The following is a 14,040-nucleotide window of genomic DNA, read 5'->3' as shown; positions in this document are numbered from 1 at the left end:
ACCGGCAGCGCGACGGAGTGTGTCAGCGCATCGCGTTCCTGCCATGAGAGGAATCGTCCATGGTTCGTCTGTGGGCTGCGGTGGGATTCGTGGTCGTTCTGGGCGGGTGTGCTGCGGCGCCGCTCATGGTTCCTGGCGTTGCGCCGGTCCTTGAGGCGACGGGCTCCGCGATCATGCAGAAGCCGGTGCCGGTCACACTCGCGGAGAGCACGTCGAAGGCTCCAGCCCGGAAGTACCTCTGGTGGAAGGTCGAAGTGCCCGGCGGCTCCGATGTCACGTTTGACGTCCACGCCAGCGGCGACGTGAACGTCCTCTTGTTCGAGGGCGATCCGCAGTTCGAGGCATGGAAGAAGAAGCGCGAATATGTTGCGGCGGTCGAGGTCGCCAAGGTCGCCGACTGGAAACACAACGTCAAGGCGACTCAGCCCTCGGTGTTCGTCCTCGTCGTGAGCAACCAGCACGCCCTCCTCATCGAGAAGTCCGTCGACGTCGCGATCAACGGGAACCTGCACCCGAAGCAGAAGCGCGCGGTCTCTTCGGGCGTGGGCCCCTGACATCGGAACGCCATGGCGACCCATCGTGAACCGGCGATTTCGCCCGAAGTCTTCGCGAACGTGCGCCGTATCGAGATGGTCGCCCTGCGCCTGGTGACCCATCTGTTCACGGGTGAGTACAGCAGCGTGTTCAAGGGACAGGGGATCGAGTTCGCGGAAGTGCGCCCCTACGAGCCGGGCGACGACATCCGATCCATCGACTGGAACGTCACGGCGCGGATGGGGCAGGCTTACATCAAGCGCTACGTCGAGGAGCGCGAGAGCGTTCTGATCCTCATCGTCGATGCCAGCGGATCCCTCCAGGTCGGTTCGCACCGGCTCAAGAGCTCACTCGCCGCCGAGATCAGCGCCGTCCTCGCGCTGGCAGCGATCCAGAACAACGACAAGGTGGGTCTGATTCTGTTCACGGATCGAGTCGAGCAGTACGTTCCACCTCGGAAGGGCAGGAGACACGTCCTCCGAGTCGTGCGCGAGATACTGACCCATCGCCCGACAGAGCGGGGCACGAACCTGGAAGCCGCTCTCGACTTCTTCTCGCGCGTGACGCGACGGCGCAGCACGGCGTTCATCCTGAGCGACTTCCACGCCTCCGGGTACGACCATGCGCTCCGCGTCGCCGCCAAGCGGCACGATGTCGTCGCGCTGGAGATACGGGACCCCCTCGAGCGTGAGCTACCCGATGTGGGACTGGTGCGCTGGGTGGACGCGGAGACGGGCGCGATCCAGGTCGCGCCTTCGGGGCGAGCCGTGCGCGATCAGGACGTCGCTCGACGAGAGCTCTTCCGCCAGCTACGCGTCGACACGGTGTCCGTTCTCACGTCCGAGCCGTACATCGAGCCGCTGCTGGGGTTCTTCCGACGGCGAGAGCTTCGTCGGAGGCCGGGCTAGGGCGCATCGAGGACGGCGACGCTGTCTCCGCCGAAGTCCAGCCGCCAGCGTTTCCCGGTCGCATCGACCGCCTCGACGATGGTTCCCTCCGACTTCAGCGACTTCGGTGCGCCGTTCAGCGCAACGCACCACGCCAGCGACATCCGGTTCCCACGACGACGGAACACCACCACCGGCACGCGATCTTCGGTGTGGTCACCGACCCCGGTCGCTGTGATGATCTCGGTTGGCTCGCCGGACGCGAGCAGGACGCTTGCCCGCAGCGCATCGCTCACGCGGAGTCCGAGCGTGGTCGTTTCGCTCGTGCGCGTCGTGGAATCCCGCAAGTAGCGGTAGCCATCGGCTTCGGGAACTGACCACGGTTCTCCCGCAGGCACTTGCTCCCAGGAGCCCTCCAGGTGCATCGCGAGGTCGAGGGTACGATCTCGGTCGCAGTCGATGCGGTCATGCACGACGATCAAGCCGGCTGACACCAGCGCAACCGACCGCATGAAGCGAACGCCGTCGTAGATGTCACCTGCCTGCGTGACGGCGAAGTCCACTCCGTCTGAACTGCCGAACGCCAGACAGCGCCCTTCCGCCGGCTTCTGCGATGTCTGATCGACCGTGAGCGTGTTGTGCGCGAAGGTCGTTCGGTACCATCCCGCCTGGATCGGCTGACCGTAGCGCGCGGTTCCTGGATCGAGCCCGATCAGTTCCCCGTGGGCGTAGAGCGCCAGGTTCAACTTGTCCGGGTGCCCGTGTCCGCCGCCGTGCGGACCGTACTTCAGGCAGACCCATGTCGCGTCGGCTCCCTCGCCGCGCGCCAAGACGGCGTACCCGGAGCCGGTGTGGTTTTCGCTCGTCCAGGTCCGCGCCGTTGCGGCAGGAAGGTCGCCTAAGCGGAACCACAGAGCGTAGTCGCTGGTCGCGCCGCTCGCGCTCAGCAGATCGGCGAAGCGTTCAGAGCCGTACCTGGCGTAGGAGAGCTCGTAGATCGGCGCGGAGCCGCGCAGATCGACCGTGCCGCTGTCGTTGAACGCGGGCAGCTTGCCGTCGGGCATGACGAGGTTCAGCGGCGCTTCGAACATCCGTCGGAACGCGTCGCCGTAGAGGTCGATGCCGCAGTTCCGCGCCGCTTCCGTGAGGGACCACAGCGCGGAGACCGTGTAGAAGTGGTATCCCCACGCGCCTTCCCACCAGACGCCGTCGGGGAGCACGCCGCCCTCCATCTGTCGGCGGTAGCCTCGTGTCGGGTTGTCGATGGCTTCGCGGATCAGGTCATCGTCGCCGAGCAGGAACCCGACCAATCCGACGGCGCTGTTCTTCCAGCACTGGATGTTGTGAACGCCCATCTCGTGCGGGAGGATCACGTCTCTCGCGGCTGGAATCAGCAGCTTCGATCCGATCTCATCTCGATCCCGTTCGCTGAGTCGATCCCATATCAGATCGGCTCCCTGGCAGATTGGGATGAGCCAAACGGCTTCGTCGAGCGTCTGGGGGCCCACGCGACCGCCGCCGATGCGCTCCTCGCCCCGGATCGTGTGGAGCGGATAGCTCAGGTACTTGTCCGCGTAGGCGAGGAGCACGTCCCGCGCTTTGTCGGCGTAGCCCGACTCGCCGGTCATCGCATGCGCGATGCCCAGGTCGAGAACGATCCGGGCGTAACGGCTGTGCACGCCGGAGATGGCGACGCCGTCGTAGTCCTTGCTCGGTTCCGACGGATCGCCCAGGAACACCTCGCCGTCGACCGGGCTGACGTGCTCCCAGCGCCAGGGACCGATCTGCTCGCCGGTTCTCAGTGGGGCTCCGTTTCGCGGCGAGGCGTACCAGTGCCACCAGTTGCCGCCGCGCGGCGGGAGCTCGATCGGATCGTCGAGCACGTCGTCGGCGCGGCGTTTGAGTGCGTTCCAGCGTTCGCGCGCCCAGTCGTAACGCGCCACGCGATCCTTCATCTCGGCAATCGACGAGGGCGTGAACAGCAGGCGAGGATGCTCCGGCATGGGCTGCGCTGGCATGGGTGTCGTCCTTTCCGCACGGACGCCAGGGGCGACCAGGACAGTCGCCAGCAGGAGCGCCCGGATCACGAACCGCTGGCGTCCGGAAGCAGATATCGACAGTAAGCGCACCACTTCACACCACGGGCAGCGTCGACCGTCTCAACCAACGGGCGCACGCGCGGCTCCGCTTGCGTGACACACGCCGGGTTCGCGCACACATGCTCTGAGGGCTCCGTGACGCGACGCGGCTTCTCGCGGAAGGCGGGGCGGTCGACGCGCCGGAGGAGCATCGCCATCAGCGCCATACGAACCGGCACGCCGTTGGACGACTGCTGGAAGTACGCCGCTCGTGGGTCATCGTCGAGGTCGTGCGTCAGCTCATCGACGCGCGGCAGCGGGTGCATCACCAGGCAGTCGGGCTTGGCGAGCTTCATCAGATCGGCGTCGACCCGGTAGCTGCGCGCCACATCCTTGATGGCGTTCGCATCCAGCTCTGCCGGCAGCCGCTCCTTCTGGAGCCGGTTCACGTAGAGAACGTCCAGTTCGCCGATCACGTCGCGCGGCGTCTCCGCGAGTGACGTGTTCGCGCCGTAGAGGTTGTCGAGCCGCCAGGAGACATCTTCGGGCAACTCGAGACCGGTTGGCGCGATCAGCACGATCCGCGCGCCGAACATCGCCAGAGCGTAGGCGAGCGAGTGAGCCGCCCTGCCAAAACGCAGATCGCCGCAGATGCCCACGGTGAGCTCGGAGATGTCGCCCCGCAGCCTTCGGATCGTGAACAGGTCCGTCAGGGATTGGGTCGGGTGCTGATGGGCGTCGTCACCGGCATTGACGATCGGCACGACGGAGTGCTGGGCGGCGAGCCGCGCCGCTCCTGCCTTCGAGTGCCGCATCACGATGATGTCCGAGTAGTTGCACACCATGTGGACGGTGTCCGCGAGCGTCTCGTCCTTGGCGACCGAGGTCGTCTGCGGGTCGGCGAACCCGAGCACCTCCCCGCCCAACCGAAGCATCGCGCTCTCGAACGAAAGGCGCGTCCGCGTGCTGGGTTCGTAAAAGATCGTAGCGAGGATCTTGCCCTTGCAGAGGTCTGAGCCCATTTCGCGGAGCACTTCCATCTCCGCCGCGAGGTCGAGGACGCTCTCGATTTCGCCGCGATCCAGGTCGTCGATGCCAATCAAGTCGCGCATGGCTCTGTCGTCCTCTCAGTCCGCGTCAGTCCACCAGGCACTTGCCGACGAGGTCGGAGACCTTCGCGATGCCGTGGTCGAGGCAGTACGTTTCTAGCCCGTCGATGACATCGATGCTCGCCCTCGGATTGACGAAGCTCGCCGTGCCGACCGCGACCGCCGTCGCGCCCGCGAGCATGAACTCGACGGCGTCCTCGGCATTCGCGATGCCTCCCATGCCGATGATGGGGACGCGCACCGCCTGGTACGTCTGCCACACCATTCGCACGGCAATCGGCTTGATCGCGGGCCCGGACAGCCCGCCCATCGTGCGAGACAGCTTCGGGCGGCGCGTCTCGACATCGATCGCCATACCCAGCAGCGTGTTGATGAGCGCGAGGGCGTCGGCTCCGGCTCGTTCCGCCGCTAACGCCATCTCGACGATGCTCGTCACGTTCGGCGACAGCTTCACGATCAACGGCAGAACCGTCACGCGTCGACACGCCTCGACGAGACCGCCTAGCACCGCCGCGTCGACGCCGAACTCCATGCCGCCATGTTCGACGTTCGGACACGACACATTCAGTTCGAGCCCGTGAACGCCGGGCACGTCATTCAGCCGCTGGCACAGTTCGACGTAGTCGCCGACCGTCCTCCCGGACAGATTCACGAGAACCGACGTGTCGAAGCGGCGCAGATAGGGCAGCTTTTCCGCGATGAACGCGTCCACCCCGACGTTCTGGAGCCCGATCGTGTTGAGCATCCCGCTGGGCGTCTCTGCGATGCGCGGCGTCGCGTTACCAGCGCGGGGCTCAAGCGTCACGCTCTTGACGCCGACGGCTCCCAGCCGGTTCAGATCGACGAAGTCCCGGTACTCTTGACCATAGCCGAATGTCCCGGACGCCGTCATGACCGGGTTCCTCATCGACATGCCGCCGATGTTCACGCGCATATCCGGCTGAGCTGGGGCAGCGGTCATACGCGGTACCCCCACTCGACGGTCCGGGCGTCGAAGACGGGACCCTCGGTGCAGACGCGCTGGTAGCCGACGCCGCTTTCGGATCGAATCGGAACGACGCATCCGAGACAAACGCCCAGGGCGCAGCCCATCCGGTTCTCAAGGGCGACCTGACAGTCGATCTCGCGTTGCGCAGCGATCTTGGCGACGGCTGCCATCATCGGCGTGGGCCCGCAAGTGTAGATGACCGGCGAGCCAGCGGGATCGCGTTCCAACCGAGTCTGGAGCAGGTCCGTCACGAACCCGTGGTAGCCCTCGCTCCCGTCATTCGTCGAGATATCGGGCGTTACGCCCAACGCGTCGAGATCGTCCCGGCACAGTACGTAGCCGGTGCTCCGCGCCCCGATCAGCACGCGAGGCGAGAAGCCGCCCTCGATCAGGCGCTCGACCAGCAGATGGAGCGACGCCATCCCAACCCCGCCGCCGACGACGTACGGGGTGGAACCGGCGGGAGGCATCGAGAACCCGTTGCCCAACGGGCCCAGAACGCGCACGACGTCGCCCGGCGATCGCTCGGCGAGCAGCGCCGTACCCTCGCCGACGACCTGGAACAGGATGTCGAGGTGTCCGTCGCGCAGCCGGTAGACGGTGTAGGGGCGACGGAGCAGTGGATCGCGGCATTCCGGCAGCCAGAGATGGAGGAACTGTCCGGGCTCGGCGGACTCCCAGTCACACGTCAAGCGCATCCGGTAGTGACCCGGTGCGACGGGCTCTTTGGCTACGATCACGCTGAGGCAATCGGTTCTCAGTGGAGGTCTCCCCGCTCAGGGCTGCAGCGTGCGTGGTGTCATAAGGCTGAGCCCAACGACTCCATGACCGGCAGTCGGATCGAGTACTACGTTTCCAGCGACGACCAGATCAGCGAGCCGCCACACCGCTGGTACTCTCATCGGTTCTCGTCGGCATGGAGCAACGCTTCGATCTCTGCGGTCAGAATCGGCGTGTCGTGGATGACCGTATCCCAAACGATGTCGTCCCGGACTTCACCGTACCCGTGGATTAGTCGGTGGCGGAACCCGATGATCTTGTCGGTCTGCGAGATGCGCTGAGCGAGAGAGGGATCCATACGCAACGCCTGGTTCAGCGCCTCACCGATGATTGTGCACTTGCGCTCGACGGCTGCACGCAACACTTCGTCGGACAGGTAAACATGTAGCGTTCGTCCTGCGACGAATCGCTCGATGGCGAGGCACGCTTCGAGGACATCATGCAAGTGAAGGCGCGGCGTCTTCCGCGTCATAGACGATGACCCGTTCGCTGTCGACGGCTCGCCTGAAATAGGGGTTCTGGATGGCGGCGTCTTCGACCAGGTCGACGCGACGCTCGAACAGTCGCTGAAGATCGCTCCACAGCCCGAAGTAGGATTCCGCTCGTGTGTGTAGCGGGACACGACGGAACTCGACGAGCGCATCGACATCGCTGCGATCCTGGTCGAAGCCACCGGTGACGACAGAACCGAAGAGCCAGAGGCGTCGCACCGCACGACGGCGGCAGATCACGCGCAGTTCGTCCATCCGCTCGGAGACGAGTGGGTCCATGGCATTGCCTCAGTCGCCGCGCTCACTCAGAAAGCCGCGCCAAGTGCTCGACGACCGACGATGACAGCCCGTCCAGGCTGTAGCCGCCTTCCAGCGACGACACGATCCGTCCGCCGCAGAGCTCGTCCGCAAGCTCTCGTACGATGGACGTCAGCGCTCCGAAGCCATGCGTCGTGACGCGCATCCCGCCCAACGGGTCCGCTTCGTGGGCATCGAAACCAGCGGAGATCAGGATGAGCTCCGGCTGGAACTCCCGCGCGGCGGGAACGAGACGCGACCAGAATACGGCGACGTAGTCCTCGTCGCCGCTTCGAGCCGGAAGCGGGGCGTTCAGTGTCGCGCCGAAACCGTCGCCATCGCCTCGCTCTTGCGCCATCCCGGTTCCCGGATAGAGCGGGTGCTGGTGAACGGAGAAGAAGAACACGGAGCCGTCCGAGTAGAAGGCGTCCTGCGTGCCGTTGCCGTGATGCACGTCCCAGTCCACGATGAGCACGCGGTCGATGCCATGCCGCCTCTGCGCGTGGCGCGCCGCGATGGCGACGTTGTTGAACAGACAGAACCCCATGCCGCGCGACGGCGTCGCGTGGTGACCCGGCGGGCGCACGCACGCGAAGCAGGAATCGACCTCGCCGCCTAACACCGCATCCACAGCGGACAACACCCCTCCGACCGACAGGAGGGCGATCTCGTACGACCGGGAATCGATGGGCGTGTCGTAATCGAGGAGCCCGCCTCCTCGCTCCGAAATCTTGCGGATGTCGGCGATGTGGCTCGCCGAGTGGATGTATGCGAGCTCGTCGGGCAACGCCGGTCGCGCCACAATCCTGACCAGTTTGCCGCCCACGGAACTGGAAGGAAGCACCTCCCAGATCGCCTCCAGCCGCTGTCGGCGCTCCGGATGCCCAAACCCCGTGTCATGGAGCAGGTAGTCGTCGTGATAGACGATGCCGGTCTTAGCCATGCGCCCTCGCACCGTGGGGAACCGATCGTCACGTATCGCGTCGCAACTCGTCGAACGCTTCGGCGGGCGTCAGACCTTCCCGGCGAATCCGCAGGTTCAGGTAGACCCACGCGAGAACCGTCCACCGAATGGGCTCCAAGAGCATCGCCAGCAACCAGGGAACCCCGACCCACGTCAGCGCGACCGTCACGGCAACTTCGGGAGGCGGCGCGACGTGCAGCGTTCGGGTCTCTGCGTCGTAGGTTGCGTCCGCCGGAACGGTCGATGCCTTCCCGTCGGGATGCGTGAGGATGCGCGTCGTCGGGTCGTACTTCTCGCCTTCAGCCAGCGTGCGTTGGTATCCCCCGCTGTCCGACGGCAGGAACCCGGCTGGGTGCTGCGGCACCAACCGCGACGCCGCGATCAGCCCCGCATAGAATACCGCCAGCGACAGCGCCACGGGAAGCGCCGTCGCGGAGAACTCCCCGACCGAGAGCATTCGGCTCCGACGAAGCGCCGTTCGCCCGCCGTCGCCCTCGAGCAGAACCACATACGGCGCGAACGCCCACCAGATGTAGAACGGGATCGCGACCATCCCCGGAGGAAAGAGCTTCGTCAGCAGCGTTACCGGGATGGCGAGGTAGAGGGTCGTGCCCAGAAGACGGTACCAGCGGATCCGCTCGAAATGGACGCGCGCGCCACCCCACAGGCTGAGCGCAGCGGACATGGCAGACGACCCGACGTAAGGCGTGAGAAGCAACGCGATGAGGAACGCCGACGATGCGCCAGCGGATACCGTCGCGGCGAGCGGAGCCGACGGGTAGAAGTTCCTGCCTGCCAGCGCCAGCCCAACGCCTCCGACGCCACTGACGATGCATGTCACGACGGCGGGCAGCGCGAACGTCGCGGGTCTCGACACGACGAATCTGGCGGCGTCGAGAAAGAGCTCCTTGACGCCGGGCTTCCGCCACGAGCCGGCAGCCATCCACACTGGCAGACCCCGCGAGGCGACGTTAGCGCCCTCTTGCGTGCTGGACATCGAACGCAAACCGTCATTCCCGGAGATAGTGCCGCAACTCCACCAGCGTGGAGATCGTCAGAGGCGAGTGAGCTGCTCGATGTAGGTCGCCAGGTCGCGGTCCTGGGGCTCCAGACGGAGCGCTTCCTTGAAGTAGACGAGCGCGTCCTTCCGGTTCCCGCGCGTCACGTAGAGGGCGCCTAGGTTCCGGTAGGAGGGAGCGTACTGCGGCTTGAGGTCGATGGCTCGCCGGAACTCCACTTCGGCATCGCGCAGGGACGATGCCGTGTCGCCGCAGATGATGATCACCTCGTAGGCGCTTCCGTCGGGACGCGAGTAGTAGAGCAGATCGGAACGCGCGCCGAGGTGAGTATCCAGCAGCCGCAGTGTCGGTTCCGAGATGGTCCAGGAGAACTTGCCGGACGGCATCTCCGCCATCTTGCCCTTCATGTAGTCGATCGTGTCGCGCACATTCGGGCTGTACTCGCGCAAGTCCTCTTCGATGGGGTTCGCCATCCTCGCCAGCGCGATCTCGTAGTACGTGGCGCCCAGATCGTTGTGCGCTTCGGCGTTGTCGGGTCTCAGCGACAGCGCCTGCTTGTAGCCTTCGATGGCGCTGGCGTAGTTGCCGTCCCGCCGAGCGCGCTCCAACAACAGGTCCGCCGTCTCCTTGGCGACATTGTACTGCATGCTCAGGCTGTCCGTGTCTGGGACGATCGGCTCCGGCTGCGCCAGCCGATACCAGACGACGATCACCGCCGCGATCGCGACGACCACGAGGATGTAGACCGGCTTCATGGCGCGTTGCCCTCCAGACGCTGGAACTCTATCGACCTGCGGCGTTGAGCCGCATCGGATCTGCTCCGCTAGTCTGATGCGCGAAACGTGTACTGATGCTGCTGGTTTCGGCGTTCGAATGTGATCGTGACATCATACCCGGAGCGGATCTGGCGCGCGATCCCTCGGAGCTCCTCGACCGTGTCCACGCGCCGGTTCCCGACCCCGATGATCCGATCCCCAGGGCGGAGCACGCGCGCGAACACGCTTCCTGATTGAACGCTCCGCACGACGACTCCTCTTACCTCGGACGTGTCGCGGACGACCGTGCCGTAGAACTCGTACCCAGGGAGCACCTCCGCGGTCATCCGCACCGTGCCGGATACGTCGCCACGAACGCGCGTCAGCTCGATCCGCTCTCCGCTCCGAACCAGACGGATGATGCTGTACGTATCGACCGTGCTGTAGACCTTCTGACCGTTCACCTGGGTGATGATGTCGTTCTCTCGCAAGCCCGCTTTGTCGGCGGGCCCGCCACGCTCGACGCGAGTGACGATCACGCCCTCGCGCACGGACGCCCCAATCTGTTCCGCGATCTGGGGCGTCACTTCGCGGTACTGCATCCCAACCCAGGGTTCCTCGACGCCGCCGTTCTCGAGGATGCGGTCGATCACGCGCTTCGCCAGCGAGATCGCATGGGCGAAGTTCACACCATGGGAACCGCCACTCTCGCTGAGAATGAACGTGTTGATGCCGATCACCTCGCCGGCGGCGTTGACGAGCGGACCCCCGCTGTTGCCCGGATTCACGGCGGCGTCCGTCTGGATCAAGTTCGAGTACGTGCGGTTGCCCACCTGCACGACGCGGTTGGTCGCGCTGATGACGCCGACGGTCACAGAGGGTTTCAGGTCTCGAACCAGTTGTCCGAATGGGTTGCCGATGGCAATCGCCCATTCGCCGATGCGAAGGTCGTCGGACGTGCCGAACAGACACGCCGGGAGGTCTTCACCGTCGATCTTCAGGACAGCCAGGTCCGCAATCGGGTCTTCGCCGAGAATCTCAGCCCGGAACTCCCTGCCGTCCTGGAGCCGCACGGTGACATACGTCGCGTCTTCGATGACGTGCTCGTTCGTCAGGACGTAGCCGTGCTCCGCATCGAAGATGACACCGGAACCGAGGCTCTGGCGCTTCTGCTCCTGAACCTGGCTCTCGCCCCAGAAGAAGCTCCAGAACGGGTCGCGCACGACGCGCACGACCTGCGTCGAGCTGATGTTGACGACCGCCGGTCCCGCGCGTTCGATGGCGCGCACAATCGCGTTCTCGCGGGACTGAGCCAAATCCTGAGTAGCCTGCGGTCCCCGCGCCGTCGCGTAGTCCGCAGGCGGGGAGCTCGGAGCCTGTGCCTCCGCCGCGCGCGGCTCGCCGCGCTGGCAGCCCACGACCAACAGGAGCGCTACCGCGAATCGGGAGAGACGCCGCTTCACTGACTCGCCTTGAGAGCCCTTCGGACGATGGCGACGGCTTCGTCAACGTGCTCACGCTGGATCGTCAGGGGCGGAAGGAACCGAAGCACGCTGTCGTTCGTGCTGATCGTCAGCAGCCCCTCCTCGATGCACTTCGCCGCGATGGGCTTCGCATCGACATTCACGACGAGACCTTGCAGGAGCCCTCGTCCGCGTGTCCCGACGATGCACGGGAACTCGCCGCGGAGCGCCGCCATCCGCTCGGACAGATAGGCGCCGACCTTGGCAGCGTGCGCTGGAAGGTTCTCATTCAGAACCGTGGTCAGTGCAGCGTGCGCGGCAGCCGTCACCAGCGGGTTCCCACCGAAGGTCGATGCGTGCGTCCCGGGACCGAAGCTGGCGGCGATGTCGCGCCGGGACAGCAGCGCTCCGATGGGCGTGCCGCCGCCGAGGGACTTCGCCATCGTCAGCACGTCCGGAACAACGCCGAACGATTCGTAGCCCCACAGCGTTCCGAGCCTGCCCATCGAGGTCTGAACTTCGTCGAAGATCAGGAGCGCGCCGTTGGCGTCGCAGAGCTTTCGGAGACCTTCCAGATACCCTGGGCTCGCGACGTTGACGCCGCCCTCCGACTGAATCGGCTCCACCAGAACCGCACAGACGCTGCTGGCCATCGCAGCCTTCGCCGCGTCTAGATCATCGAACGGCACATAGCGGAACCCAGACGGTAGCGGCTCGAAGCCCTTGTGGTACTTCGGCTGCGCCGTCGCCGTGATCGCCGCGAGCGTCCGCCCGTGGAACGACTGGTTCATCGTCACGATCTCGAACTTGCCGCTCTTGCCGCTGTCCTTGGCGTACTTCCGGGCGAGCTTGATCGCCGCTTCGTTCGCCTCCGCGCCGCTGTTGCAGAAGAAGCACTGCTCGGCGAATGAGTTTTCCACCAGTAGCTTCGCGAGCCGAACCTGGGGCTCGATGTAGTACAGGTTCGAGCAGTGAATGAGCGTGCGGGCTTGTTCCGTGATGGCAGCGACAACCGCCGGATGGCAGTGTCCCAAGCCGTTGACGGCGATCCCGCCCAGGAAGTCGAGGTAACGGTTCCCGTCGGCATCCCATACGTACGGGCCCTCGCCGCGCACGAGCGCCAGCGACCGCTCGCCGTACGTGTTCACGATGAACTGTGTGGCTTCCGCCTTGATGGATGCGTTGGACATGGTTCCTCCCGTCACGCTCGATGGTCGTCATGGACGATCTGGGTCCCGATGCCTCCGTCGGTGAAGACCTCCAGAAGGATTGAGTGAGGGATTCGTCCGTCGATGACATGGGCTTTCCGGACGCCACCCCGAAGAGCCGTCACGCACGCCTCGATCTTGGGAATCATCCCGCTGCTGAAGATGCCCTCTGACCGCAGCGCGGGCTCCTCCCCGAGCCGGATCGTCGAAATGAGCGAGCCCTCGTCGTTCCGGTCGCGGAACACGCCGCGCACGTCGCTCAGCATCAGCAGCTTCTCCGCGCGGAGAGCGGCGGCGATCTCCCCGGCAGCCGTGTCGGCGTTGATGTTGTAGGTCTCGCCATCGTCACCGACGGCGATGGGAGCGATCACCGGGATGAACCCTTGCGATTCCAGAACCTGGATGATCTGCGGGTTGATCCGCGTGATGCGCCCGACAAAGCCGATATCGACTTCGACATCGCCCTTGTCCCTGTCCGAGACGCGAGCCAAGTGTTTCTCGGCGCGGAGCAGATCGCCGTCTTTGCCGCTCAATCCGACGGCTCGTCCGCCCGAGCGGTTCAGCAGGGACACGATGTCTTTGTTGATCGTCCCGACCAGCACCATCTCGGCGAGACTGACGGTATCCGCGTCCGTCACGCGCAGCCCGTTGACGAACTCGGACTCTTTCCCGACGCGCGCCATCAGGTCGCTGATCTGGGGCCCGCCGCCGTGGACAACTACCGGCTTGATGCCGACGTACTTCATCAGGACGACGTCGTGCATGACGGCGCGCTTGAGGGCATCGTCCACCATCGCGTGCCCACCGTACTTGACGACGATGGTCTTGCCGTAGAACTCGCGGATGTAGGGCAGCGCCTCGATGAGCATCTCTGCTCGCTGTGAAAGCGCCTGCACGCTCGCCATGGTGCTCCTGGGCTCCTGACGGCAACGAAGGGATCAACGGTAGTCCATCACGCGCCGAAGCACGCTCGACTTACCCAGGCTGTCGGTGATTCGGTAGATGGCAGTATAGTAGCCGGGGTTCCCACGGAACCACAACGGATTCAGCGCGGGTCGGAAGACGACGCGCTCCTCGCCCGACGGCACGTCGAGCCGCTCGACGAGCTCCTGCGTGACGCGCTCTCCGCGAGGGCTCAGGACGCGCCAGCGGAGCTCGACCCATTGCGGCATGTCCGGCGGTCGGAGGAACACCAGCACCTCGTCGCGCGGCACGCCTCCTTGAGTCGAGAGCACCCCCAGCGCGGCATTCGAGCGCACCGGCAGCGGGAGGGCGATGTCTTCCAGATATCCCTTGCCGGGGATCGGAACCCACCTCCCACCCGTGCCCCAGGCGAGTTGCTTGACGGGCAGGTAATCGAGCCCGACGACATCCACGACGATCCGATCCGCCTTGAGCTCGGCGATGACCTCGTCCAGCGTGTAGCGGCTCTGACCGTCATGGTCGCGGTCGTGGAAGGGCCCATCG

General features: G+C 65.4%; 14 protein-coding genes. 2 read left to right on the top strand and 12 right to left on the bottom strand.

Annotated elements, in window-relative coordinates; genetic code table 11:
- Nucleotides 1–59: 59 nt before the first annotated feature.
- Nucleotides 60–554, top strand: coding sequence for a hypothetical protein (locus tag FJZ36_06870; protein ID MBM3214620.1), 495 nt, complete (start codon nt 60–62; stop codon nt 552–554).
- Nucleotides 555–566: 12 nt separating this feature from the next.
- On the top strand, nt 567–1,442 hold the full coding sequence (locus FJZ36_06865; GenBank protein MBM3214619.1) for a DUF58 domain-containing protein: 876 nt from the start codon (nt 567–569) through the stop codon (nt 1,440–1,442).
- Here the strand turns inward: FJZ36_06865 and FJZ36_06860 are convergent.
- From FJZ36_06860 to argB, 12 genes are all read right to left on the bottom strand, one after another.
- The gene (locus tag FJZ36_06860; GenBank protein MBM3214618.1) at nt 1,439–3,439 is read right to left on the bottom strand and encodes an alginate lyase family protein; all 2,001 of its coding nucleotides are present in this window, start codon (nt 3,437–3,439) and stop codon (nt 1,439–1,441) included. The two genes, FJZ36_06865 and FJZ36_06860, sit on opposite strands and share 4 nt — an antisense overlap.
- Nucleotides 3,440–3,504: 65 nt before the next feature.
- Nucleotides 3,505–4,611, bottom strand: a complete 1,107-nt coding sequence (gene pyrB, locus FJZ36_06855) for an aspartate carbamoyltransferase (GenBank protein ID MBM3214617.1) — start codon at nt 4,609–4,611, stop codon at nt 3,505–3,507.
- Between the two features lie 25 nt (nt 4,612–4,636).
- Nucleotides 4,637–5,569, bottom strand: a complete 933-nt coding sequence (locus FJZ36_06850) for a dihydroorotate dehydrogenase (GenBank protein ID MBM3214616.1) — start codon at nt 5,567–5,569, stop codon at nt 4,637–4,639.
- A complete protein-coding gene (locus FJZ36_06845) occupies nt 5,566–6,336 on the bottom strand; it encodes a dihydroorotate dehydrogenase electron transfer subunit (protein MBM3214615.1) in 771 nt (256 codons plus the stop codon). Before FJZ36_06845 ends, FJZ36_06850 begins: the two co-directional genes overlap by 4 nt.
- 158 nt (nt 6,337–6,494) lie before the next feature.
- Entirely contained in the window at nt 6,495–6,848 is a 354-nt protein-coding gene (locus FJZ36_06840) for a DUF86 domain-containing protein (protein ID MBM3214614.1), read from the bottom strand.
- On the bottom strand, nt 6,814–7,146 hold the full coding sequence (locus tag FJZ36_06835) for a hypothetical protein (protein MBM3214613.1): 333 nt from the start codon (nt 7,144–7,146) through the stop codon (nt 6,814–6,816). Before FJZ36_06835 ends, FJZ36_06840 begins: the two co-directional genes overlap by 35 nt.
- Nucleotides 7,147–7,168: 22 nt before the next feature.
- On the bottom strand, nt 7,169–8,107 hold the full coding sequence (locus FJZ36_06830; protein ID MBM3214612.1) for a histone deacetylase: 939 nt from the start codon (nt 8,105–8,107) through the stop codon (nt 7,169–7,171).
- A 28-nt stretch (nt 8,108–8,135) separates the two neighbouring features.
- On the bottom strand, nt 8,136–9,125 hold the full coding sequence (locus tag FJZ36_06825) for a hypothetical protein (protein ID MBM3214611.1): 990 nt from the start codon (nt 9,123–9,125) through the stop codon (nt 8,136–8,138).
- A gap of 57 nt (nt 9,126–9,182) precedes the next feature.
- Nucleotides 9,183–9,902 carry a tetratricopeptide repeat protein gene (locus tag FJZ36_06820; protein ID MBM3214610.1) on the bottom strand — a complete coding sequence of 240 codons (720 nt, stop codon included), beginning with the start codon at nt 9,900–9,902 and terminating at the stop codon, nt 9,183–9,185.
- A 68-nt stretch (nt 9,903–9,970) separates the two neighbouring features.
- Entirely contained in the window at nt 9,971–11,365 is a 1,395-nt protein-coding gene (locus FJZ36_06815; GenBank protein ID MBM3214609.1) for a PDZ domain-containing protein, read from the bottom strand.
- Entirely contained in the window at nt 11,362–12,555 is a 1,194-nt protein-coding gene (locus FJZ36_06810) for an aspartate aminotransferase family protein (protein MBM3214608.1), read from the bottom strand. Before FJZ36_06810 ends, FJZ36_06815 begins: the two co-directional genes overlap by 4 nt.
- A gap of 11 nt (nt 12,556–12,566) precedes the next feature.
- Nucleotides 12,567–13,478, bottom strand: a complete 912-nt coding sequence (argB, locus tag FJZ36_06805) for an acetylglutamate kinase (GenBank protein ID MBM3214607.1) — start codon at nt 13,476–13,478, stop codon at nt 12,567–12,569.
- Nucleotides 13,479–14,040 lie beyond the last annotated feature (562 nt).

The sequence above is a fragment of the Candidatus Poribacteria bacterium genome, from assembly GCA_016866785.1.
Classification (GTDB): domain Bacteria; phylum Poribacteria; class WGA-4E.
Note: the sequence above shows the minus strand (reverse complement) of the source record. Positions and strands in the feature narration are given on the sequence as shown.